The sequence below is a fragment of the Pseudomonas sp. Ors-4-3C genome (genome assembly GCF_055755035.1).
The window spans coordinates 2,102,964-2,127,107 of sequence record NZ_CM146900.1 but is presented as its reverse complement, the minus strand read 5'-3'; the positions used below and the strand labels follow the sequence as shown (position 1 = coordinate 2,127,107).

General features: G+C 61.2%; 14 protein-coding genes. 6 read left to right on the top strand and 8 right to left on the bottom strand.

Annotated elements, in window-relative coordinates; translation table 11 throughout:
* Positions 1-245: 245 nt before the first annotated feature.
* Together ACVHNU_RS09445 and ACVHNU_RS09440 are read left to right on the top strand one after the other, a co-directional pair.
* Positions 246-1,028 (top strand): endonuclease/exonuclease/phosphatase family protein, encoded by a 783-nt coding sequence (locus ACVHNU_RS09445; protein WP_473019543.1) that lies wholly within the window; start codon positions 246-248, stop codon positions 1,026-1,028.
* Positions 1,029-1,222: 194 nt separating this feature from the next.
* Complete coding sequence (locus ACVHNU_RS09440) at positions 1,223-3,766, top strand: autotransporter family protein (RefSeq protein ID WP_473019542.1); 2,544 nt, start codon at positions 1,223-1,225, stop codon at positions 3,764-3,766.
* Positions 3,767-3,882: 116 nt separating this feature from the next.
* Here the strand turns inward: ACVHNU_RS09440 and glgB are convergent, their stop codons facing one another.
* From glgB to ACVHNU_RS09425, 3 genes are all read right to left on the bottom strand, one after another.
* Positions 3,883-6,114, bottom strand: coding sequence for a 1,4-alpha-glucan branching protein GlgB (gene glgB, locus ACVHNU_RS09435; protein WP_473019541.1), 2,232 nt, complete (start codon positions 6,112-6,114; stop codon positions 3,883-3,885).
* 2 nt (positions 6,115-6,116) lie between these two features.
* Positions 6,117-9,458: a maltose alpha-D-glucosyltransferase gene (gene treS, locus ACVHNU_RS09430; RefSeq protein ID WP_473019540.1), complete on the bottom strand. Its 3,342-nt coding sequence runs from the start codon at positions 9,456-9,458 to the stop codon at positions 6,117-6,119.
* Positions 9,459-9,614: 156 nt separating this feature from the next.
* The gene (locus tag ACVHNU_RS09425; RefSeq protein ID WP_473019539.1) at positions 9,615-11,612 is read right to left on the bottom strand and encodes an alpha-1,4-glucan--maltose-1-phosphate maltosyltransferase; all 1,998 of its coding nucleotides are present in this window, start codon (positions 11,610-11,612) and stop codon (positions 9,615-9,617) included.
* 217 nt (positions 11,613-11,829) lie between these two features.
* Here ACVHNU_RS09425 and ACVHNU_RS09420 point away from each other — a divergent pair, with 217 nt between their 5' ends.
* Positions 11,830-11,988 (top strand): hypothetical protein, encoded by a 159-nt coding sequence (locus ACVHNU_RS09420; protein WP_003224520.1) that lies wholly within the window; start codon positions 11,830-11,832, stop codon positions 11,986-11,988.
* 41 nt (positions 11,989-12,029) lie between these two features.
* Here the strand turns inward: ACVHNU_RS09420 and ACVHNU_RS09415 are convergent, their stop codons facing one another.
* Complete coding sequence (locus ACVHNU_RS09415) at positions 12,030-12,542, bottom strand: MgtC/SapB family protein (protein WP_338801799.1); 513 nt, start codon at positions 12,540-12,542, stop codon at positions 12,030-12,032.
* 122 nt (positions 12,543-12,664) lie between these two features.
* Between ACVHNU_RS09415 and ACVHNU_RS09410 the strand changes: the two genes are divergently transcribed.
* The 3 genes from ACVHNU_RS09410 (at position 12,665) to mapR (ending at position 16,117) form a co-directional block, all read left to right on the top strand.
* A complete protein-coding gene (locus tag ACVHNU_RS09410; RefSeq protein ID WP_003224515.1) occupies positions 12,665-12,913 on the top strand; it encodes a DUF3203 family protein in 249 nt (82 codons plus the stop codon).
* A gap of 195 nt (positions 12,914-13,108) precedes the next feature.
* Positions 13,109-14,539 carry a cytochrome c oxidase accessory protein CcoG gene (gene ccoG, locus ACVHNU_RS09405; protein WP_262141690.1) on the top strand — a complete coding sequence of 477 codons (1,431 nt, stop codon included), beginning with the start codon at positions 13,109-13,111 and terminating at the stop codon, positions 14,537-14,539.
* Positions 14,540-14,707: 168 nt separating this feature from the next.
* Entirely contained in the window at positions 14,708-16,117 is a 1,410-nt protein-coding gene (gene mapR, locus ACVHNU_RS09400) for a GntR family transcriptional regulator MpaR (RefSeq protein ID WP_008087199.1), read from the top strand.
* A gap of 125 nt (positions 16,118-16,242) precedes the next feature.
* On the opposite strand, the gene ACVHNU_RS09395 is transcribed toward mapR, so the two are convergent.
* The 4 genes from ACVHNU_RS09395 to ACVHNU_RS09380 form a co-directional block, all read right to left on the bottom strand.
* Positions 16,243-16,989 carry an SDR family oxidoreductase gene (locus ACVHNU_RS09395; RefSeq protein WP_003224509.1) on the bottom strand — a complete coding sequence of 249 codons (747 nt, stop codon included), beginning with the start codon at positions 16,987-16,989 and terminating at the stop codon, positions 16,243-16,245.
* Between the two features lie 244 nt (positions 16,990-17,233).
* Complete coding sequence (locus ACVHNU_RS09390; RefSeq protein WP_262141689.1) at positions 17,234-19,315, bottom strand: putative bifunctional diguanylate cyclase/phosphodiesterase; 2,082 nt, start codon at positions 19,313-19,315, stop codon at positions 17,234-17,236.
* Between the two features lie 252 nt (positions 19,316-19,567).
* Positions 19,568-21,028: an efflux transporter outer membrane subunit gene (locus ACVHNU_RS09385; RefSeq protein WP_473019538.1), complete on the bottom strand. Its 1,461-nt coding sequence runs from the start codon at positions 21,026-21,028 to the stop codon at positions 19,568-19,570.
* The gene (locus tag ACVHNU_RS09380) at positions 21,025-24,132 is read right to left on the bottom strand and encodes an efflux RND transporter permease subunit (protein ID WP_003224503.1); all 3,108 of its coding nucleotides are present in this window, start codon (positions 24,130-24,132) and stop codon (positions 21,025-21,027) included. Before ACVHNU_RS09380 ends, ACVHNU_RS09385 begins: the two co-directional genes overlap by 4 nt.
* Between the last annotated feature and the right edge of the window lie 12 nt (positions 24,133-24,144).

Genomic DNA, 24,144 nt, shown 5'->3' with positions numbered 1-24,144 from the left:
CAATCGTATTTTACTTACACCGATAGATACGAATCACAGACTACACAATCTTTTTTTTGATCTGAAATGTTCGGGGTATTACAGATTTTGCTGTTGTCCGGTCGAACGCCTTCGCGAGCAAGCCCACTCCCACAGGTTTCCTGGCGGCTCCGAGATTTGTGTTCAGGCCTGAGGCATCTGGAAGGAACTGCCACCCCACTGCATCAGTCGCATGAGAAGGAAGCCGTTTTTTCAGAGGAGTGAACGTGTCCAGCGATCCCAAGCGTCACGCCGTCGACGCCCCCGTCATCCATCGCTTGCGTGTGCTGACGGTCAATACCCACAAGGGTTTTACCGCCCTCAACCGGCGTTTCATCCTGCCGGAACTGCGCGAAGCGGTGCGCAGCACCTCGGCCGATCTGGTGTTTCTCCAGGAAGTGGTGGGCGAACACGAGCGACATTCCAGTCGCTACAACGAATGGCCGCAAACCTCGCAATACGAATTTCTCGCCGACAGCATGTGGAGCGATTTCGCTTACGGGCGCAACGCGGTCTATCCCGATGGCCACCACGGCAATGCATTGCTGTCGAAATACCCGATCCGCGAATACCGCAACCTCGACGTGTCGATCACCGGCCCCGAACGCCGCGGCTTGCTGCACTGTGTGCTGGACGTGCCGGGCCACGCCGAAGTCCACGCGATCTGCGTGCACCTGAGCCTGCTGGAAAGTCATCGGCAATTGCAGTTGCAGCTGCTTTGCCAGTTGCTCGAATCATTGCCCGACGATGCGCCGGTGATCATCGCCGGTGACTTCAACGACTGGCAGTTGCAGGGCAACGTAGCCCTAGCCCGCCGCGATTACCTGCACGAAGCGTTCGAACGCCACCACGGCCGTCCCGCCAAGACCTATCCGGCCCGTTTTCCGCTGCTTCGCCTGGACCGCATCTACCTGCGCAATGCCAGCAGCCACGACCCGCAAATCCTTGGCAACAAACCGTGGACGCACCTGTCGGACCACTTGCCGCTGGCGGTGGAAGTGCATCTTTAGTTGCGGTTCTGACATGACCGTTAGTCAGGCGTACTTGAAGGCAGATCAAAACCATCTACACCTAAAACAGCTCAAGGAGTAGCGCATTCAATTCGTTAGAGCATGGATTTCATGTAGTGCCTCAGTAGCAACGCGAGGCCGATCCTGTGCTCGCTCAAGGATGATTTCCCCGAATTTGGCTGTAGGGAATCGCCATGACGCGCTACTCCAGATACCTGCGGGCATTGCCGCAGACGCTGTTCTTGCCTGCCTCGCTATTGCTCGCCAGTTCACCCGCCTCCGCCGCTTGCTCACTGGTTCCGGGGCCCGGCAACGACGCCTTCACCTGTGACAGTGGCACCAGCGGTTCGCTGACCGATCTCGCGGGCAACAACAGCCTGACCCTGCCCGCCAACGGAACCGGTCTGATCAACGGCAACGTGACCTTTGGCGCCGGCGCTGACCGGGTCGTCATCAACTCCGGAACCATTACCGGCGCGGTCAACCAGGGCGCCGGCATCGACGATTTCGTCATGAGCGCCGGCTCCATCGGCTCGCTGGCCCAGGGCGATGGCCGCGACACCTTTCTGATGACCGGGGGCACCATCGTCGGCGCCTTCGAGGACGGCGATGTCGCGCGTATGACCGGCGGCACCATCGGCCGGGTCGACATGAAACTCGACAATAATATTTTCGACCTGTCCGGCGGGCAGATCCTCGGCAACCTGGTCACCGGGTTCGGCACCGACACCATCATCGTCTCCGGCGGCCGCATCGGCGGCAACATCAGTGTCAGCGGCGGCAACGACAGCATCACCGTGACCGGCGGCGAAATCGTCGGTGAGATCCGCGCCAGTGTCGGCGACGACACGTTGCTGTGGGACGGCGGCGGGCTCATCCGCTCGGCGATCCTGATGGGCGACGGTAACGACAGCGCGACATTGCGCAACCTCGATGACAGCGTGCTGGCGCTGACCCCCAACATGGATGGCGGCACGGGCAACGACACCCTGACCTTCGACAACTCCCGCACCGCGCTGCCAGCGCGCTTCAGCAATTGGGAAACAGTGAACCTGAACAACGGCTCGCAACTGGACCTGGGGTCGAGCAGCCTGGTGCTTGGCGATGCCGTCAGCGGCAGCGGTGTGCTCAACGTCGATGCCAGCAGCAGCGTGTTCTCGACCCAGGGCGCCGTGTCGCCTGCCGTGGCCGGCCAGGCCGTGACCTTCAATAACGCCGGGGTCATCGACCTGACCCGCAACAACAGCCGCACCGATGACACCCTGACCATCAATGGCAACTACGTCGGCAACGGCGGCCAGTTGCTGCTGCAAAGCGAGCTCGGCGCCGACGGCGCGCCCAGCGACAAACTGGTGGTCAACAACGGCAGCTTGAGCGGCGCCACCGTCATCTCCGTCACTAACATCGGCGGGATCGGTGGACTCACCCAGGCGAACGGCATTCAGGTGGTGCAGGCCCAGGGTTCCACGGTCAGTACCAACAATGCCTTCAGCTTCAACGGCCCTGTGTCCGTCGGGGCTTACGATTACTACCTGTTCAAGGGCGGTGTCACCGCCGGAACCGAAAACAGCTGGTACCTGCGTTCTGCCGTGGTCGCGCCGCAAGCCGTCAGCGTGCCCAACCCTGATCCGAGCCTGCCGCCGATTCTGGTGCCGGTAGTGGCGACCCCGGTCGTCGCGCAGATCACGCCTGTTGCGCCCGCCCCCGGCGAACCCGCGCCGCCCATCACCAGCCCTGAGCTACCCGTGCTGCCCGCCGCCGTGGCGGGCGCTGCGCCGATCCCGATCTATCGTCCGGAAGTGCCCAACTGGTCAGTGCTGCCGCCCGCCGCCGCGCAATTGACCCTCAGCGCACTTGGCACGTTTCACGACCGTCAGGGCGATCAACGCCTGCTTAGCGAAACCGGTGCCTTCGGTGCCGGTTGGGGCCGCGTCTACGGCAAGAACCTCGACCAGACCTGGGGCGGCACCGTCACCCCACGCCTGAACGGTTCGCTCAATGGCTTTCAGGTCGGCAATGACTTGTACAGCGCGCAGACGTCGGGCGGGCAAACGCAGCGCATCGGCCTGTTCGTCGGCCATAGCCGGATTCAGGGCGATGTCGACGGTTTCAACGAAGGCTTCGAAAACAACAGCGCGGGCAAGATCAAACTCGAGGGCGACAGCTATGGCCTGTACTGGACGCTGACCGATCCGTACGGCTGGTACATCGATACCGTGGCGATGGGCACGCGTTTCGACGGCGACAACCGCTCCGACCGTGGGCTGAAACTGGACAACCGCGGGCATGCCCTGACGCTGTCCGCCGAAGCTGGCTATCCGTTTGCGCTCAACGACACCTGGGTGGTCGAGCCGCAAGTGCAGGTGATCCACCAGAAAATCTCCCTCGACAGCCAGGACGATGGCATCTCGCGGGTATCATTCGACTCCGACGGCGCCTGGACCGGTCGCCTCGGCGCCCGGCTCAAGGGCCGTTATCAGGTCAATGGTCTGCCGTTGGAACCGTATCTGCGGGCCAATCTGTGGCACACCTTTTCCGGCACTGATTCGGTGACCTTCGACGGCACCGATACCATCAACACTCAGCAGAAATCCTCGACTGCGGATATCGGCCTCGGCGTGGTGCTGACGCTCGACCGTGCAGTGAGTGTTTATGCGAGTACCGATTACAGCAGCAACATCGACAGCAATGACCTGCGTGGTCTGGCGGGAAATCTGGGGGTACGGATAAGCTGGTAAGCGCCTTCACGCGGTGTCACAACCGACGCCATCGCGAGCAGGCTCACTCCTACAGGGAAACGCATTCCAAAATGTAGGAGTGAGCCTGCTCGCGATGACAGCGACGCGGTTGCGGATCAGCCTTCCGGCTTGAGAATCAACACCGCCAGCGGCGGTAGATTCAACTCCAGCGACAGCGACTGGCCATGGCTCGCCACCTCTTCGGTAAACGCCCCGCCACCATTGCCATAGTTGGATCCGGCGTAGGTGTCAGCATCGCTGTTGAGCAGTTCGTTCCAGCGTCCGGCGAACGGTACGCCGACCCGGTACGACTGACGCGGCACCGGGGTGAAGTTGGCCACCACCAGCACCGGTTTGCCGTCCTTGCTCCAGCGCAGCCACGCGTACACGCTGTTGATCGCATCATCGCCGATCAGCCACTGGAAACCCTGCGGCGCATCGTCCTGATCGTGCAGCGCCGGTTCTTCGCGGTACAGGCGGTTGAGGTCACCGACCAGTTTCTGTACGCCTTTGTGTTCCGAGTATTGCAGCAGGTACCAGTCCAGTTGCTGATCGTGATTCCACTCGCGCCACTGGCCGAATTCGCAGCCCATGAACAACAGCTTCTTGCCCGGATGGGTCCACATGAAACTCAGGTAGGCGCGCAGGTTGGCAAATTTCTGCCAACGGTCGCCGGGCATCTTGTCGATCAGCGAATGCTTGCCGTGCACCACTTCGTCGTGGGAAATCGGCAAGATGAAACGCTCGGACCAGGCGTAAACCAGGCCGAAACTCAATTCGTTGTGATGGTGCGCGCGGTACACCGGGTCCTGCTGGATGTAGTGCAGCGAGTCGTGCATCCAGCCCATGTTCCATTTATAGGCGAAACCGAGGCCGCCCTGCTGCGTGCTCTGACTGACGCCCGGCCATGCGGTGGACTCCTCGGCGATCACCAGCGCCCCCGGGGCTTCCAGCTCGACCACGTCGTTCAAGTGGCGGAGGAAATCGATGGCTTCCAGATTCTCGCGCCCGCCGTGACGGTTCGGCACCCATTCGCCGGCCTTGCGCGAATAGTCGCGATAGAGCATCGAGGCCACCGCATCCACGCGCAGGCCGTCGATGTGGAAATGCTTCAACCAGTGCAGCGCCGACGCCAGCATGTAGCCGTGGACCTCGGTGCGCCCCAGGTTGTAGATCAGCGTGTCCCAGTCCTGATGGAAGCCTTCCAGCGGGTTGCCGTATTCGTACAGCGCCGTGCCGTCGAACTGCGCCAGGCCATGGGTATCGGTAGGGAAATGCGCTGGCACCCAGTCGAGGATCACGCCGATATCGGCGCGGTGACAGGCGTCAACGAACTCACCGAACTGCTCTGGCGTGCCGTATCGGGCACTCGGGGCGAATTGCGAGAGCAACTGATAACCCCACGAACCACCAAACGGGTGCTCCATGATCGGCATCAGTTCGATGTGGGTGAAGCCCAGCTCCTTGACGTAAGGAATCAGCCGTTCAGCCAGTTCCGGCCAAGTGTACTGACGGGCGACTTCGCCCAGATCGTCCAGTTCGCACTGCCACGAGCCGGCATGCAATTCGTAGATCGACAGCGGCGCTGAATGCTTCTGCCGCTCGCGGCGGCCGTTCATCCAGTCCTGATCCTGCCAGTTGATCTGCAGCGGCGCGGCGACTTTCGACGCGGTGTCCGGCGGCAGACTGGTGGCCAGGGCCATCGGGTCGGCCTTCAGCGGCAGGATGCCGTGGGCGCCAAGGATTTCGTACTTGTACAACTCCCCTGCTTGCAGGCGCGGAATGAACAACTCCCAGACCCCGGACGGATGGCGCAGGCGCATCGGATGGCGGCGACCGTCCCACACGTTGAAATCGCCGACCACCGACACTCGGCGAGCATTCGGCGCCCACACGGCAAAGCGCACACCGTCGACGCCATCGACGGTTGTCAGTTGCGCGCCGAGGCAACTGCTGAGGTCGCGGTGATTGCCTTCAGCGAACAGATACAAATCCATTTCGCCGAGCAACTGGCCAAAGCTGTAGGGGTCTTCCGCCACCTGTTCGCCGCCGGCCCAACGCGTGCGCAGCAGATACGGCCGCGCCTGCGCGAAGTGGCCGACAAACAGCCCCGGGGTTTCGGTGGCGGTCAGTTCACCGCGCTCTTCGCCGCTGTCCTTGTCCAGCACTTCAACTTTCAACGCACCCGGCAGATAAGCACGGATGAATTGCCCGCCGACCCCATCGCCGTGCGGGCCGAGGATGGAAAACGGGTCGTGATGTTCGGCACGCACCAACGCATCGATGTCCTGCGCCGCCGGCAGTAACGCTTCTTTAGCGTGACCCTGTTCCTTGTTCGAGAAACTCATGACTACTCTCCACCAAGATCGGAAAAGGGTTTAAGCCCTGTCAATAACCCATACAAACCGTGCAACGGCACGGGCAGCCACGTGGGGCGATTTTCGGCTTCATAGGCCACTTCATAGGCCGCCTTCTCCAGGCCGAACAGCGCAAGCGCAGCATCGGCACCCGCAGGATCCTGCCAGGCATGATCAAGACTAGCTGCCGCTTGGCGATATGCCTGAACAAATGCCTCGCGCGCCTCACGCAGATAGCGCTCGGCAACCCGATGGCGGGCCGCTTCGGACTCTGGACTGTGATCGACGTTGTGCACATTGATGGTCATCGCCGCTGCGTAATCGAAGGAACGCAGCACGCCGCTGACGTCTTTGTACGGACTGTGTTTGCCGCGCCGTTCGTGCAGCGGCCGCGCCGGTTCACCCTCGAAGTCGATCAGGTAGGCATCGCCCTTGATCACCAGCACCTGGCCCAGGTGCAGGTCGCCGTGGACACGGATACGCAAGCCGCCCACGGCTTTTTGCGCGAGTTCCTGCACATGGCCGAGGATGACCTTCTTGTTGTCCAGGAGCCGCGCGACCATTTTCTGATCCGCCGCACTCAGATGACTTTGATGTTGTTTGAGCAGCTTCAAGGCATGCTCGACCTGCGCCGCAACGTCCTTGCCGGCGGCTTGAGCCTCCTTGGCACTGGTAGTTTGCGGGGCGAAGTCGAGGTTGTCGGTTGGCGCCGCCAGCACCTGGTGCATTTCACCCAGACGCTGGCCGAGCATGCCGGCAAAGTCCTTCAGTTCGCCGAGGGCGTTGTAGTGCTGCTCCTGCTCGGACATCGAGTCTGCCAACTCGTCACGCAGCGCCCGTTCGAGGTTGTTCTGCGTCCATTCCCAGGCATCGCCCTGATTGCTCAGATAGCCTTGGGCGATCATCAGCAGATTGTCTTCGCCAGCGCCATCGCGACGGATCACCGAGCCGAGCAGCGGCGAGATGTTCTCGAAGCCGGCCTCGGTCAGGTACGCACTCATTTCCAGTTCCGGGTGCACACCGGAGGCGACCTTGCGGATCAGCTTCAGCACCAGGCTGTTGCCGATCACCACCGAACTGTTCGACTGCTCGGCCGACAGATAGCGCACTTCCGACTCGGCGCCGAGGCCGAGTTTTTCCAGCTTCGCGGTCGGCGCAAAACGAATCTCGCCCTGTTCGGAGTGGAGCACGGTGGCGCTCTGCATGCCTTGCAACACCGCGTGCACAAACGTTTCGAGGCTGAAAGCATCGGTAATCAGGCCGACCTGACGCCCGCGACGTACGCGTGACAACGCCAGTTGCTGCGGCAACGCCGGCCCGACCTGATCTTCGGCGATGAAACCGAATGGCAGTTGATAACGGCTGGTCTGCCCGGCGCTGGTGACTTCGATCTCGCTGAGCAGCACCGGATGCTGCGCATCGCCGAAGCGCACGCCGTAGGCCAGATTGACCTGCTCAATGGCGGCGTCCTTGCCAGCAAACCAGCGGCGGTTCTGCAGCCAGCTCGGCAGAATGCCCTGCTCCAGCGTGTTGCGGGTCGGCGCTTCGAGCAATTCTTCCATGCGTTTTTTCAGCACCAGCGTGGTGAAGTCCGGCAGGCTCTGCGCCGGTTCTACGTGCCAGCTCGGCATCTGGTTTTCCGCAGCCAGGGCGAACCAGTAGAAACCGTAAGGCGCCAGGGTCAGGAGGAAATTCAACTGGCCGATCGGCGGGAACGCGTTACCGCCAAGCATCTCCACCGGGACCATGCCGACGTAGGCCGACAGATCGAGTTCCGCCGCCTGCGCGCTGCGCGAAACGTTGGCCACGCAGAGGATGATTTCGTGCTTGCCGTCGGCGTCGGTGAATTCGCGGGTGTAGGCCAGAATCCGTCGGTTGCTCGGCGAAAGCATTTTCAGCGTGCCGCGACCGAAGGCCTTGGACTGCTTGCGCACGGCGAGCATGCGCCGGGTCCAGTTGAGCAGCGAATGCGGGTCGCCAGCCTGGGTTTCGACGTTGACCGACAGATAACCGTATTGCGGGTCCATGATCGGCGGCAACACCAGACTGGCCGGATCGGCGCGGGAGAAACCGCCGTTGCGGTCGATCGACCATTGCATCGGCGTGCGCACGCCGTCGCGGTCGCCGAGGTAGATGTTGTCGCCCATGCCGATTTCATCGCCGTAATACAGGGTCGGCGTGCCCGGCATCGACAACAGCAGGCTATTGAGCAATTCCACGCGGCGGCGGTCACGCTCCATCAACGGCGCCAGACGCCGGCGAATACCGAGGTTGATCCGCGCGCGACGGTCAGCGGCGTAGTAATTCCACAGGTAGTCGCGCTCCTTGTCGGTAACCATCTCCAGCGTCAGCTCATCGTGGTTACGCAGGAAGATTGCCCACTGACAGTTGGCCGGAATCTCGGGGGTTTGCCGCAGAATATCGGTGATCGGGAAGCGATCTTCCTGGGCCAGTGCCATGTACATGCGCGGCATCAGCGGAAAGTGAAACGCCATGTGGCATTCGTCGCCGTTGACGCCCTCGGCATCGGTGTCACCGAAGTACAGCTGGGTGTCTTCCGGCCATTGGTTGGCCTCGGCCAGCAGCATGCGGTCAGGGTAATTCGCATCGATCTCGGCACGGATCTGCTTGAGGACGTCGTGGGTCTCCGGCAGGTTTTCGTTGTTGGTGCCGTCGCGCTCGATCAGGTACGGAATCGCGTCCAGACGCAGGCCGTCGATGCCCATGTCCAGCCAGTAGCGCATCACCGACAGCACGGCTTTCATCACTTGCGGGTTGTCGAAATTCAGGTCGGGCTGGTGCGAATAGAAACGGTGCCAGAAGTACTGACCGGCGACCGGATCCCAGGTCCAGTTGGACTTCTCGGTGTCGAGGAAGATGATCCGCGTGCCATCGTACTTCTGGTCGTCATCCGACCACACGTAGAAGTCGCGCGCCGCCGAGCCAGGCTTGGCCTTGCGCGCCCGCTGGAACCACGGGTGCTGATCCGAAGTGTGGTTGATGACCAGCTCGGTGATCACCCGCAAACCCCGCTTGTGCGCCTCGGCGATGAAGCGCTTGGCGTCGGCCATGGTTCCGTAGTCGCTGTGCACGCCGCGGTATTCGGCAATGTCGTAACCGTCGTCGCGACGGGGCGAGGGATAGAACGGCAAAAGCCAGATAGTGTTGACGCCGAGATCGGCGATGTAATCGAGTTTGGCGATCAGGCCCGGAAAGTCGCCGATCCCATCGTTGTTAGAGTCGAAAAACGATTTGACGTGAACCTGATAAATCACCGCATCCTTGTACCAGAGCGGGTCTTTGATAAAGGTGGCTGCCTTGGGTTTCTTCGCCATGTGAAACTCCTGAAAAATTCGTCTCTGCACATAATGTGATCGTGCTGATACTTCTGTAGGAGCTGCCGAAGGCTGCGATCTTTTGATCTTGCTTCTAAAAAATCAAAGGCAAAAGATCGCAGCCTTCGGCAGCTCCTACAGGGGTCGGTGTGTGTCTTACGCGGCAGTAATCCGCCAAATCCCGAACGGCTGATACGCCGGGTCAATCCGCATGAACTGGTACTTGCCATGCCAGTCCCAGCGATGCCCGTTCATCAAGTCCTCACCGTGGGTCGTCGCGTCGTCCGGCAGGCCCATCTCCCACAGCGGCAGTTCGAAACTGGCTTCCTGCACGTTGTGCGGATCGAGGCTCACCGCCACCAGAATGAAGTTGCTGCCGTCGAAGCTGCGCTTGCCGAAGTACAGAATGTTGTCGTTCCACGCGTTGTAGACCTTCAGCCCCAGGTGCGTGTGCAGCGCCGGGTTCTGCCGGCGGATGCGGTTGAGCTGGGCGATTTCGGCAATGATGTTGCCCGGTGCATTGAAGTCGCGGACGCGGATCTCGTACTTCTCCGAATCGAGGTATTCCTCTTTGCCCGGTACCGGCGCCGCTTCGCACAGCTCATAACCGGAATACATGCCCCACAGCCCCGAGCCCATGGTCGCCAGCGCCGCGCGGATGAGAAACCCCGGTCGCCCCGACTCATGCAGGAACGCCGGGTTGATGTCCGGCGTATTGACGAAGAAGTTCGGCCGGTAGCATTCGCGCCACGGCGACTCGTTGAGTTCGGTGAAGTAGGCCGCCAGCTCGGACTTGCTGTTGCGCCAGGTGAAATAGGTATAGCTCTGGCTGTAACCGACCTTGCCCAGGCGCGCCATCATCGCTGGAGTGGTAAATGCCTCGGCGAGAAAGATCACCTCCGGGTGCAGTGCCCGCACATCGGCGATCAGCCATTGCCAGAACGGCAGCGGTTTGGTGTGCGGATTGTCGACGCGAAAGATCTTCACACCTTCGTTGACCCAACCGACGACGATATCGCGCAGCTCGACCCACAGACTGGGAATCGCCTCCGGCGCATAGAAGTCGACGTTGACGATGTCCTGATATTTCTTCGGCGGGTTTTCCGCATATTTGATCGTGCCGTCCGGGCGCCAGTTGAACCAGCCCGGATGCTGCTTGAGCCACGGGTGATCCTGGGAACACTGGATGGCGAAATCGAGGGCGATTTCCAGGCCATGCTCAGCGGCAGCGGCGACCAACCGGCGGAAGTCTTCGCGGGTACCGAGCTGCGAGTGAATCGCCTCATGACCACCCTCCTCGCTGCCGATTGCGTACGGACTGCCTGGATCATCCGGGCCGGCCGTCAGGGAATTGTTGCGCCCCTTGCGGTGGGCGCGGCCGATCGGGTGGATCGGCGTGAAATACAGCACATCAAAGCCCATGTCCTGAATCATCGGCAGACGCGCGTGCACGTCGTTGAAAGTGCCGTGACGGGTGGGATCGTCGGTGATCGAGCGCGGAAACAGCTCGTACCAACTGGCAAACTCGGCCAGTTCCCGTTCGACGTCCATCGGGAATTCGGCACTCAGGCTCAGATACGCGCGGTGATCGGCCTGGGCCATCAATTGCGCACTGCGCGGGTGCAGAAACAGCGCCACCTGCTCAGTTTCGAGCAGGCCGGACAATTCATGATGCAACGCGGCGAGTTGTTCGCTGAGTTGACCTTCGCTGCGCTCGGCGGCCTGCTGCACCATGCTGCGGCCTTCCTGCAGCTCCAATGAAACCGGGACGGCAGCGTTGTGCTTTTTCTCCAGTTCGTACTGGAAACTGGCGAAATGATCGATCCAGGCTTCGACGCAAAACACAAAGCGTCCTTGATGCTCGGGGCGAAAGCGCCCTTCCCAACTGTTGTTGCCGAGGTCGTTCATGACCTCGCTCTGCCAGGCCTCTGCGCCCTCCTCGTGCCAGCGGATGCGTACCGCGAGCTTGTCGTGGCCGTCGGCAAACACTTTGCTGGTGACGACGACGTCGCGACCGGCAATCGACTTGACCGCAAACTGGCCGCCATCAAGAGTCGGCATGGTGTTTTCGATCACGATGCGCGGCAGCAACAACGCCTGCGACAGCGGCATATGCGGGTTGTAGCTCTGCTCTGAAGGTTTTTCAGCAGACATCGAGCATCTCTCCTTAACGCCCCAAGGACGCTCTTGTGCCGGATCGGTGGTCACAACGAGGCACCGGCCCCGACTTGAACTGACTTAGGTTCCGAGCGACCGGCGCGGGGAAAAGTTCACAGGGATTTGCCTGGACAAAAAAGCGGATCGAATTCATCACATGGTGGTCAATCCACTTAAGCACTTCTCACGCCATGTGCCACACGGAGGTCTACAGATGAACATCCCGATCCCGGCCGAAACGCCTGATCCGAACATCGACAAACCCACGCTGCCCGAGACCGAGCCGCAGCCGATCCCCGAACAGGAACCACCGGGCACCACGCCACCGCCGAAGGAAGAGCCGCCGACGACGATGCCGCCGGTGATCGTCTAAGGACCCAATCGATCGTTCCCATCCATCATGGGAACGATCGGTTACAGGTGTTGGTTTTTCTCGCCGTCCTTCTCGAACAACCTGACCACTCGTGGCATCACGCTGAAAACCCCCAACGCCAACAACGTGCTGAGCAACGCCGTCGCCTCCCTGCCCAGGCCGGCCGCCACCCCGATTGCCGCTGTCATCCACAACCCGGCCGCCGTGGTCAGCCCTCTGACATGGCCTTCATCGCCTTCCTGATTTTTCAGAATCGTCCCGGCACCCAAAAAGCCGATCCCGGCAATAACGCCCTGCAACACCCGACTCATCGCATCGGATTCAGCCCCTGAAGTCTGCGGCACCAGCACAAACAACGCCGCGCCGAGCGCCACCAGCATGTGCGTGCGCACCCCGGCGGCCTTGCCCTTGTGCTCACGTTCAAAACCGAGAATCCCGCCCAGCACCGCTGCCATCAACAGGCGCACGGTGATGCGTGTCAGTTGCGAGGCATCGCCGACGTCAGCGAATTCTGCTTGCAGCGTTTCCCACACTTCATCCCACCAAGCGTTCATCGCTCCGTCCTTTTTATATGTCGTCAGTGGATGGACAGCGGCGACCATTAATCAGTTGCGCAGAACGATCGGCAAAGCGTGCGCCCTAACCTTTCAGACACCCGAGAAAAAAGGACAGCCCCATGCCCGTTCGAATCGATGAATCCAATCCCGAAGCAAAAGTGTGTTTTTTCATCGTCGAAAATGGCGAGGAAATTCGCATTTGCGATACGTTGGAAGTCAAAACAGATAGTGAAAAGGCCATGTCGTTTGTGGAAATTGAAAGTCGGCGCGTTTACATCACCGAAGCGGAAGCTGATGCCTTGACCGTCGCCGGCGCAAAGGATGGTCGCAAGCATCTGAAGGCCGACGAGAGTGATTCGGTGATTTGACTGACCCTGATCAACACCCGGTGCAGACGCCTGCGATAGGCGTTTGCGCCTGCGTCTGCGGGCTGCTTCAAGTTGTCGCAGGGCGCGGGCCAGAAGCCATCTGATACGTTTTTTATTCAAATAGCTGAGCCTGTTATGCAAACAGTTCGGCGCTCATAGTTCATCCGCCTGATGGAGGCTGATGAGCGAACGACCATGAGCGAACAAATCCCCGTCCGAACCGTAGAAGCAAGCCCCACCATAAAAAATGTGCCTGGTCGCCCGATGAAGGCGAAGGCCGGCTCCACCGACAATCACATTCACACCCGCAGTTTCACCGGCCTGTTCCGCACCTTGCGCATGAGCGGCGCGGGATTTCTGTTTCTGCTGTTCTTCGGCACCGTGTGGCTGAATTGGGGCGGTCGTCAGGCCGTGCTGTGGGACTTGGCCGAAAGCAAATTTCACATCTTCGGCGCGACCTTCTGGCCGCAGGATTTCATCCTGCTCTCGGCGCTGCTGATCATTGCCGCGTTCGGCCTGTTCGCCATCACCGTGTTCGCCGGCCGGGTCTGGTGCGGCTACACCTGCCCACAGAGCTCGTGGACATGGATTTTCATGTGGTGCGAGAAAGTCACCGAAGGCGAGCGCAACCAACGGATCAAACTGCAAGCGGCGCCCTGGAGCCTGAACAAACTGGCCCGGCGTGCAGCCAAGCACACCCTGTGGCTGGCGATCAGCGTGCTGACCGGGCTGACCTTCGTCGGCTACTTCACGCCGATTCGTCCGCTGGCTGAAGAGCTGCTCACCCTGCAAATCGGCGGGGTCAGCCTGTTCTGGGTGCTGTTCTTCACCGCCGCCACTTACATCAATGCCGGCTGGCTGCGCGAAGCGGTGTGCATGCATATGTGCCCGTATGCGCGGTTCCAGAGCGTGATGTTCGACAAGGACACCCTGGCGATTTCCTACGACGTCGCCCGTGGCGAAAACCGTGGCCCGCGCAAACGCGACGTGAAACCCGCCGAAGCGGGACTGGGCGATTGCATCGATTGCCAGTTGTGCGTGCAGGTATGCCCGACCGGCATCGACATCCGCGACGGCCTGCAGATGGAATGCATCGGCTGCGCAGCGTGCATCGACGCCTGTGATTCGATCATGGACAAAATGAACTACCCGCGCGGTTTGATCCGCTACAGTTCCGAGCGCGAATTGCAGGGCGGCAAGACCCACTTGCTGCGGCCACGGCTGATCGGCTACGTCGCGGTGCTGCTGGTGATGATCGGCGCTCTGGCGCTGGCCTTGGTCGAACGGCCGATGGTCTCGCTGGACGTGACCAAGGACCGTGGGCTGTTCCGCGAAAACGGTCAGGGCCAGATCGAGAACATCTACACCCTCAAGGTCATCAACAAAACCCAGCAGCGTCAGGACTACAACCTGAGCCTGGTGGATGGCGACGGCTTCCAGTTACAGGGCAAGACCGAGCTGAGCCTGGCGCCAGGGGAGATCGTCGATGTGCCGGTGTCGGTGGCAATGACCAACGAGCGCCCGGCCAGCAGCTCGCAGACCTTGAGCTTCAAGATCGCCGACAGCGACGAGCCCGAGATTTATAGCGTGGCGAAAAGCAGGTTTGTGGCGCCGATGAATCGCTGAGCCTTTAAGATGCTGTCCTCTTTTGACACTGCGATACCTGTGGCGAGGGAGCTTGCTCCCGCTTGAGTGCGTAGCACTCACAAGCTTTTGGGGCCGCTACGCAGCCCAGCGGGAGCAAGCTCCCTCGCCACAAAAAGCAATCCGAATTCAGTCCATCGCGGGATACCGATGAAACGCTACGAAAAATTCGCCGACGACATCGCTGAACTGATCCGCTCCGGTGTCCTCGGCCCCGGGCAACGGGTGCCATCGGTGCGCTACGCCAGCCAGACCTATGGGGTCAGCCCGTCCACGGTGTTCCAGGCCTATTACCTGCTCGAACGTCGCGGTCTGATCCGCGCCCGGCCGCGCTCCGGCTACTTCGTCAACACCCACGCGCCAAGCCCGTTTTCCGAGCCGGTGATCAGCAGCCACGTCAACGATTCCACCGAAGTCGACGTCAGCGAACTGGTGTTCTCGGTCCTCGAATCGATCAAAGACCCGAGCACCGTGCCCTTCGGCTCGGCTTTCCCCAGCCCCACCCTGTTCCCGTTGCAGCGCCTGTCGCGTTCGCTGGCCAGTGCGGCACGGGAGATGGACCCGCGCATGGTGGTCACCGACATGTCGCCGGGCAATCCGCAACTGCGCCGGCAGATCGCCCTGCGCTACATGGTCGGCGGGCTGATGCTGCCCATGGAAGAACTGCTGATCACCAACGGCGCCCTCGAAGCGCTGAACCTGTGCCTGCAAGCGGTCACCGAGCCGGGCGACCTGGTGGCCATCGAAGCCCCGGCGTTCTATGCCAGCCTGCAAGTGCTGGAGCGCCTGAAACTCAAAGCCGTGGAAATCCCCGTGCACCCGCGCGACGGTATCGACCTCGGCGTGCTCGCCCAGACCCTGGAGCGCCATCCGATCAAGGCCTGCTGGTGCATGACCAGTTTCCAGAACCCGATGGGCGCGACCATGCCCGAGGCGAAGAAACAGGAACTGGTGGAACTGCTGCGCCGACATCAGGTGCCGCTGATCGAAGATGACGTCTACGCCGAACTCTATTACGGCCAGCAAGCGCCGAAACCGGCCAAGGCGTTCGACACGGAAGGGCTGGTGATGCACTGCGGCTCGTTCGCCAAGAGCCTGGCCCCCGGCTACCGCATCGGCTGGGTCGCTGCCGGGCGCTACGCACAGAAAATCGAACGGCTGAAACTGATGACCTCGCTGTGCGCCTCGATGCCGGCACAAGCGGCCATTGCAGACTACCTGCAACACGGCGGCTACGACCGCCACCTGCGCAAACTGCGCTACGCCCTGGAAGAACAGCAAAGCGCGATGCTCGCGGCGATTGCCCGCTACTTCCCGGCGCAGACCCGCGTCAGTCAGCCAGCGGGCGGCTATTTCCTGTGGCTGGAACTGCCACCGCAGATGGATTCCCTGAAGTTGTTTCAGATGGCATTGGCGCAGGGCATCAGCATCGCGCCGGGGCCGATCTTCTCGCCGACCCAGCGTTTTCGGAACTGTATCCGGTTGAATTACGGCAGCCCGTGGACCGAGGATTCGGAGAAAGCGATGGAGACGTTGGGGCGGATTGTGCGGTCGTTCTGACAGATTGATGTTGCTGCCAATGACGCCTTCGCGAGCAAGCCCGCTCCCACCTTTGGAATGCGTTTACCCTGTGGGAGCGGGCTTGCTCGCGAAGAGGCCGGATCAGCCAATATAAATCTCAAAGATCAACGCCCGCCTCCCAAATCAACAAACGTCCCGGTGGCATAGGAAGCCTTGTCCGACAGCAACCACACAATCGCCTCCGCCACCTCATCCGGCCGCCCGCCCCGGGCCATCGGGATCGCCGACTCAAGCTTGCTGACCCGGTCCGGATCACCGCTCAACGCGTGGAAATCGGTATAGATATAACCCGGACGCACCGCGTTGACGCGGATCCCCTCGCCCGCCACTTCCTTGGACAGACCGATGGTGAAGGTGTCGAGCGCACCTTTGGACGCGGCGTAGTCGACGTACTCGTTGGGCGAACCCAGGCGTGCCGCGACCGACGAGACGTTGACGATGCTGCCGCCCTGCCCGCCGTGTTTGGGCGACATGCGCAGGATCGCGTGTTTGGCGCAGAGGATCGGTGCCAGCACGTTGGTTTTCATGATTTTGAGAATGCGGAACTCGGACATTTCATCGACCCGCGATTTGTGCCCGACGGTGCCGGCGTTGTTCACCAGCGCGGTGACCCGACCCAGTTCGGTGTCGACCCGCTGAAACAGCGCGATCACTTCGTCTTCGATACTGACATCGGCGCGCACCGCAATGGCTTGGGCCCCCAGCGCCCGCACTTGCTCCAGCACGCTTTGCGCGGCCTGTTCATCCGACTGATAGTTGATGCAGATCCGATAGCCCTGCTCGGCAGCCAACAACGCCGTAGCGGCGCCAATTCCGCGCCCGCCACCGGTGATCACAATGACTTTATCCATGCTGGCCCTTCCCCCCAATGCACACGTAACAGTCGGGTGGAAGAATAACCGCCATTGGGCGGTTTTGCATGGGCTCTGTCAAAGACAAAACCATGTATGAGACTGAGATGTTTTTTGTGGCGAGGGAGCTTGCTCCCGCTCGGCTGCGAAGCAGACGCGAATCCGGCCAACACGGTACAACCGAGTAAAGGCGGGGGCCGCTTCGCGCCCCAGCGGGAGCAAGCTCCCTCGCCACAGACTGCTGTCAGACAGGCGCCACAGCCTCTCCACGGGCAATGTTCTGCAGGAACACATCCGCCGGCATCGGGTGCCCCAACAGATAGCCCTGCAACGAATCACACCCCAACTGCGTGAGGAAGTCCTGCTGCATTCCGGTCTCCACACCCTCGGCGACGATCCGCAGACCCAACGCCTGCCCCAACGCCACGATGGCCGAGACGATGGCCGCGTCGTCGCTGTCGTGTTCCAGATCACGGACAAATCCGCGGTCGATCTTCAGCTCATTGGCCGGCAAACGCTTGAGGTACATCAGGCTCGAGTAGCCGGTGCCGAAGTCGTCGATCGACAAGTCGACGCCCATGTCCGACAACTCCTGCAACACCGTCATGCTCGCATCGGCATCGCTCATGGCCGTGGTTTCGGTGATTTCCAGGGTCAGGCTGTTGGCCGGCAGATGATGCGTCGCCAGCGCCTTGGCCACGCTCTGCACCAGCCCCGCGTGGCAGAACTGCAACGCCGAGAGGTTCACCGCGATTCGCCAGTCGGTGTAACCGAGCACGTACCACTCGCGCATCTGCCGGCAAGCTTCGTTGAGCACCCATTCGCCGATGGCGATGATCAGACCGGTTTTCTCCGCCAGATCGATGAACTTGTCCGGCAGCAACATGCCCTGGGTCGGATGTTGCCAGCGCAGCAGCGCTTCGGCGCCGACCGGACGACCGCTGGCGGCGTCGAATTTGGGTTGGAAATACAGGCTGAACTGACCGTGCTCCAGCGCTGCGCGCAGATCCTGCAACAGTTGCAGTTGCTTGCGCGCGTTGTTATTCATCGAGGCATCAAAGAAGCTGTAGCCGTTTTTGCCGCCGCCCTTGGCGTGATACATCGCCGCGTCGGCGTTCATCAGCAGTTCCTGAGCGCTCTGGCCATTGCCCGGGTACAAGGCGATGCCGACGCTGGCGGATATCTGCAAGTCGTGCTCGGCCACGCGGAACGCCTGGGCGATCAACCCGACCTGGCGCGCGGCGAGGCTCAGGGCATCGTCGGGTTCGGTCAGGCGCACCAGCAGCACGAATTCGTCGCCGCCGATCCGCGCCAGCGTGTCCTGGCTGCGCAGGTCTTCACGCAGGCGCACCCCGACTTCGCGCAGCAACTGGTCACCCATGTGGTGACCAAAGGCATCGTTGACCGGTTTGAAACCGTCCAGATCGATGAACATCAGCGCAAAACAGCCGCCCTGTTCCTCAACCTTTTTCATCGCTTGATTGATCCGGTCGTCCAGCAACATGCGGTTCGGCAGGCCGGTCAGGGTGTCATGCAACGCCAGTTGCGTCAGTTCACGGTTGGCCAGGGTCAGCGAATGCGCCAGATCGGCGGTCCGCGCTTCGAGGCGAGCATCGAGAATCGAAGTGAGCAAGGCGATCGACAGCACCGCCAGGGTGGTGATCAGCACCAGATTGTCGAGGCCATTGCCCTTGAGCCCGTCAAGCGTCGCACCACAGAAACTGCCAGCGGGAAACTGCGCGGCGGCCATCCCGGTGTAGTGCATGCCGACAATGGCAATGCCCATGATCACCGCCGCGCCGCCGCGGATCAGGCGCACATACGGCGATTGCTGGCGCAAGCGGAAGGCGATCCACAACGCCGCTGCCGAAGCACCCACCGCGATCAGCAATGACGCGCCGAACAGCGTCGGGTCGTAATCGATTCCTGGGGTCATGCGCAGCGCGGCCATGCCGGTGTAATGCATCGCACTGATGCCGGCGCCCATGACCAAGGCGCCAAAGGCCAGTTGCAACACAGGCAGTTTCGGCTGACTGACCAGCCACAGGGCAAACCCGCAGGACAGTACCGCGATCAATAGCGATAGCGCGGTAATCGCCATGTCGTAGCCCAGATCGATCGGCAGCTTGAAAGCCAGCATGCCGATGAAATGCATCGACCACACGCCAACCCCCATCGCCAGTGCACCGCCCGCCGTCCAGAGATGCACTGCGCGCCCACGGGCGCTGGCGATGCGCCCGGTCAGGTCGAGCGCGGTGTAGGACGCGAGAATCGCCACACACAACGAAATGAAAACCAGAGTGAAGGAATAATTACCGATGAGCATGGGGATTCTCGCAACCACCCGCGCCGTACTGCATCCATTCTCGGCCGGGCAAATGCGGCGATTGTACTGATTGCGCAGAAGAACGCACTGACAAAGTAATCATTTTGCCATCAACCCGATGAAACGCTTGTTTGATGGTTTTGCGAGGCTCTGGAACAACGATCACAACCTGTAGGAGCTGCGGCACGCTGCGATCTTTTGACTTTGTTTTAAAGATCAAAAGATCGCAGCGTGCCGCAGCTCCTACACGATTTATTCGCTGGCCAGTTGTCCGTCCCAACCACCGCCCAGCGCCGCAATCAATTGCACGCTGGCGATCAAGCGGCTCTGCAGAATGTTCAGCACCGTGCGCTCATTACTCAACGCCGTGGCCTGCACCACAACCACATCGATGTAGGCAATCAACCCGGCCTTGTACTGGTTCTGGGTCAGGCGCAGCGAGTCACGCGCCGCCTCCAGTGCTTCCTGACGCACAGCGGCTTCGTCTTCATACACCTTCAATTGCACCAGATAGTTTTCCACTTCACGGAAGCCGTCGAGCACGGTCTGGCGGTACTTGGCGACGGTCTGGTCATAGACCGCCTCGGTCCGATCAACCTCGGCCGAACGGATGCCGCCGTCGAAGATCGGCAAGTCCAGTTTCGGCCCGACCGACCAGAAACGGTTCGGTAGCGTCAACAGATTTTTCGAGGTACTGCTGCTGTAACCACCACTCATGCTCAAGGTCAGATCCGGGTAATACGCGGCTTTCGCCACACCGATGTTGGCGTTGGCGGCAATCACCGAGCGCTCCGCCGAGGCGATGTCCGGGCGGCGTTCCAGCAACTGCGACGGCAGACTCAGCGGAATCTGCGGCAGGTTCGGAATGCTCTGGGTTTCAGCAATGCTGAACTCGGCCGGCGCCTGCCCGGTGAGGACGGCGATAGCATTCTCAAACTGCGCCCGTTGCCAGATCAGATCCACCAGATCGGCCTGCGTGCTTTTCAGCTGAGTCTGTGCCTGCGCCACCGCATCGCGCCCGGAAATGCCCGCGCGGTACTGGTTCTGGGTCATTTGCAGCGATTTCTCGTAAGCCGTGACGGTGGCTTCGAGCAGCCTCTTCTGCTGATCGATCACCCGCAGTTGCAGGTAATTCTGCACCAGCTCCGACTGCTGGCTCAGGCGCATCGCCGCCAGATCAGCGAAGCTGGCCTGGGCGCTGGCTTCGTTGGCTTCCAGGCCACGGCGCAACTTGCCCCAGATATCCGCTTCCCAACTCACGCCCAACTGCGCGTTGTAGGTGTCGCGAATGCCGCTGGCGGAACTGCTCAGGCTCGAACTGCTGCTGCCGGTGCCCTGGCTGGAGCGGGTTTTGCCCAGGCTCAGGTCGACGTTCGGGTAAAACGCCCCCCGGGCACTGCGCACCAAAGCCTGGGCCTGACGGAACTGGGCTTCGGATTGCGCAACGGTCTGGTTGGAGCTGTTGAGTTTCTCGATCAGGCCATTGAGCTGCTGATCGCCATACAACTCCCACCAGGCGCCACGGGCCAGCGAGTCACTCGGATTGGCCTGACGCCAGCCCTTGGCCTCCTTGTATTGCGCGACCTCGGCGGTCTGCGGGCGCTGATAGTCCGGGCCGACGGCGCAGGCACTGAGCATCGCCACGCACAGCGACAGACTCAAAAGACGCGAGCCGCGCGCAGTGGCCAGATTGAAAAGCGAACGGTCAGTCATAGCGGAGTTTCCAGAGCGGCGTCAGTACGCACGCCACGCCACTTGTTGAAGCGGTGGCGCAGCTTGTCGAGATAGAGGTAAACCACAGGCGTGGTGTAAAGGGTCAGCACCTGGCTGAAGATCAGCCCACCGATGATGGTCAGGCCCAATGGCTGGCGCATTTCCGCGCCTTCTGCACGGCTGAGCAGCAACGGCAAGGCGCCGAGGATCGCCGCCAGGGTGGTCATCAGAATCGGCCGCAGCCGTTGCAGGCAGGCGCTGCGGATCGACTCCAGCGGCGACAGGCCCTGATGGCGCTCCAGTTGCAGCGCCAGGTCGATCATCAGAATCGCGTTTTTCTTCACCACCCCGATCAACAGGAACAACCCGAGCAGCGAGATCAGGCTGAACTCGCCGCCCAGCGCATAGATCGACAGCAACGCGCCGACGCCGGCCGAGGGCAAGGTCGAGAGAATCGTCAGCGGATGAATGTAGCTTTCATACAGCACGCCGAGTACCAGATACACCGCCAGCAGCGCACCGAGGATCATGAACGGCTGACTCTTCTGCGTCGCGGCAAAGGCGTCAGCGGTGCCGGCCATTTTCGCGATAACGTCTTCCGGCAGACCAAGCTTGGCAATCGCCCGTTCGATCGCGGCACTGCCCTTCTCCACCGTCACGCCTTCGGCCATATCGAAGGAAATGTCTTCAGAGGCGAACTGGCCTTCGTGGCTGACGCGGTCGTCTTCCAGGCTGTTTTCGTAATGGGCGATGGTCGACAACGGAATCCGCGCACCGTCAGCGGTAATCACGTGCACCTGATTGAGCGTTACCGGGTCCTGCGCGTATTTCGGATTGACCTCCATCACCACCTGATACTGGTTGAGGCTGTCGTAGATCGTGGAGATCTGCCGCTGGCTGTAGGCGTTGTTCAACACCGCCGTGACCATGTTCATGTCGACGCCGAGGCGCTTGGCCTGATCGCGGTCGACAATCAGTGTCACCTGCTGCGCGCCGCGCCCCTCGCGGGCGTCGATAGCCGTGAGCTCGGGCAGTGCCCGTAACGCGGCGACGACTTTCGGATACCACTCGCGCAACGAACCCAGATCGCCGCTTTGCAGGATGTAGCTGTATTGCGAAGTGGTCTGCTCGCGGCCACCGCCGAACTGCAGGTCCTGATCCGCCATCAACATCAACTGAGCGCCGGGAACCTTGGGCATTTCCTTGCGCAGACGTTCGATGACTTTCTGCGCCGAGAGTTGACGCTCCTTGATCGGTTTCAACCGCACCAGCATAAAGGCGTTGTTGGTGCCGTTGGTGCCGCCGATGAACCCGGCGACGCTTTCCACCGCGTCATCCTTGAGCACGGCGCGGCGGAAGGTTTCCATTTTCGGCTGCATGACACTGAACGAGAGGCCGTCATCACCGCGCACGAAACCGATCAACTGACCGGTGTCCTGTTGCGGCATGAAGGTTTTCGGCACCACGACATACAGCGCGACGTTCACCCCGACCGTGATCAACAGACTGAGCAATGTCAGACGACGATGACGCAACACCCAGTCGAGGCTGGTGGCGTATTTGCCGACCATCCAGTCGTTGGTCCGCCGGCTCCAGCGTTGCAAACGGTTTTCTTCACCCGGAGTATGCGGTTTGAGCCAGCGCGCGCAGAGCATCGGCGTAAGCGTCAGGGACACCACCAGCGACACCACGATCGCCGCCGCCAGTGTGATCGAGAACTCGCGGAACAGACTCTCGATAATCCCGCCCATGAACAGGATCGACAAAAACACCGCCACCAGCGAGACGTTCATCGACAGCAAGGTGAACCCGACTTCCTTGGCCCCGAGGTACGCGGCTTTCATCGGTTTGACGCCTTCGTCGATGTGCCGGGAGATGTTTTCCAGCACCACGATCGCATCGTCCACCACCAGCCCGGTGGCGAGAATCAGCGCCATCAGCGACAGGTTGTTCAACGAAAAGCCATACAGGTACATCACCGCGAAGGTGCCGACCAGCGACACTGGAACCGCCAATGTCGGAATCAGTGAGGCGCGGAAGTTACCGAGAAACAGGAACACCACCAGAATCACCAGTGCCACGGCAATCAGCAGGGTCATTTCCGCTTCGTGCAACGTGGCCTTGATCACTGGCGAGCGATCCATTGCCAGGTTCAGTTTGACGCTGGCCGGCAGTACCGCTTGCAGGGCCGGCAACTGCGCCTTGATCTCGTTGACCGTCTCGATGATGTTGGCGCCGGCCTGGCGGTTGATCACCAATAGCACCGCCGCGTCATCGTTGAAGAAACCGCTGTTGTAACGGTCTTCGACGCCGTCGCTGACCTTGGCCACGTCCTTCAGACGCAGGGCTGCGCCGTTGTTGTAGTGGATGATCAGTGATTCGTAATCCTTGGCTTTCTCCAACTGGTCGTTGGCCTGGATCTGCCACAGGCGCTCGCTGTCTTCGACCGAGCCCTTGGGCCGACGCACGTTGGCCCCGGCGATGGTCTTGCGTACATCGTCGAGCGCCACGCCGTACTGGTTCAGCGCCTGCGGTTCGAGTTCGATGCGCACCGCCGGCAGCGAACTGCCGCCGATCTGCACTTCACCCACGCCCTGCACCTGGGACAGGCTCTGCGAGAGAATGGTCGAGGCCAGGTCATAGAGCTGGCCTTTTTCCAGCACGTCCGAGGTCAGCGACAGCACCATGATCGGCGCCTGCGACGGGTTGACCTTCTTGTAGGTCGGCATGCTGCGCATCCCGCTCGGCAACAGGTTGCGCGAAGCGTTGATCGCCGCCTGCACTTCCCGCGCCGCGCCGTTGATGTCGCGGTCGAGGTCGAATTGCAGAATGACCCGGGTCGAACCCTGGCTGGAACGGCTGCTCATGGTGTTGACACCGGCAATCGCCCCGAACGAGCGCTCCAGCGGCGTCGCCACCGTGGACGCCATCACCTCGGGACTGGCGCCGGGCAGGCTGGCCTGGACCACAATCACCGGGAAATCCATTTGCGGCAGCGGCGATACCGGCAACAGGCCGAAGCTGACACCGCCCAGCAGCATGATCGCCAGACTCAGGAGCATGGTCGCGACCGGGCGCTTGATGAAAGGTCCGGAGAGGTTCATTGACCGCAATCC

Excerpts from the sequence above, each read along its gene's own strand:
- glgB (WP_473019541.1), bottom strand. The coding sequence starts at position 6,114 with ATGAGTTTCTCGAACAAGGAACAGGGTCACGCTAAAGAAGCGTTACTG.
- ACVHNU_RS09385 (WP_473019538.1), bottom strand. The coding sequence starts at position 21,028 with ATGACTGACCGTTCGCTTTTCAATCTGGCCACTGCGCGCGGCTCGCGT.
- ACVHNU_RS09440 (WP_473019542.1), top strand. The coding sequence starts at position 1,223 with ATGACGCGCTACTCCAGATACCTGCGGGCATTGCCGCAGACGCTGTTC.
- ACVHNU_RS09420 (WP_003224520.1), top strand. The coding sequence starts at position 11,830 with ATGAACATCCCGATCCCGGCCGAAACGCCTGATCCGAACATCGACAAA.
- ACVHNU_RS09425 (WP_473019539.1), bottom strand. The coding sequence starts at position 11,612 with ATGTCTGCTGAAAAACCTTCAGAGCAGAGCTACAACCCGCATATGCCG.
- ACVHNU_RS09415 (WP_338801799.1), bottom strand. The coding sequence starts at position 12,542 with ATGAACGCTTGGTGGGATGAAGTGTGGGAAACGCTGCAAGCAGAATTC.
- ACVHNU_RS09410 (WP_003224515.1), top strand. The coding sequence starts at position 12,665 with ATGCCCGTTCGAATCGATGAATCCAATCCCGAAGCAAAAGTGTGTTTT.
- ACVHNU_RS09380 (WP_003224503.1), bottom strand. The coding sequence starts at position 24,132 with ATGAACCTCTCCGGACCTTTCATCAAGCGCCCGGTCGCGACCATGCTC.
- ACVHNU_RS09395 (WP_003224509.1), bottom strand. The coding sequence starts at position 16,989 with ATGGATAAAGTCATTGTGATCACCGGTGGCGGGCGCGGAATTGGCGCC.
- ACVHNU_RS09390 (WP_262141689.1), bottom strand. The coding sequence starts at position 19,315 with ATGCTCATCGGTAATTATTCCTTCACTCTGGTTTTCATTTCGTTGTGT.
- mapR (WP_008087199.1), top strand. The coding sequence starts at position 14,708 with ATGAAACGCTACGAAAAATTCGCCGACGACATCGCTGAACTGATCCGC.
- ccoG (WP_262141690.1), top strand. The coding sequence starts at position 13,109 with ATGAGCGAACAAATCCCCGTCCGAACCGTAGAAGCAAGCCCCACCATA.
- treS (WP_473019540.1), bottom strand. The coding sequence starts at position 9,458 with ATGGCGAAGAAACCCAAGGCAGCCACCTTTATCAAAGACCCGCTCTGG.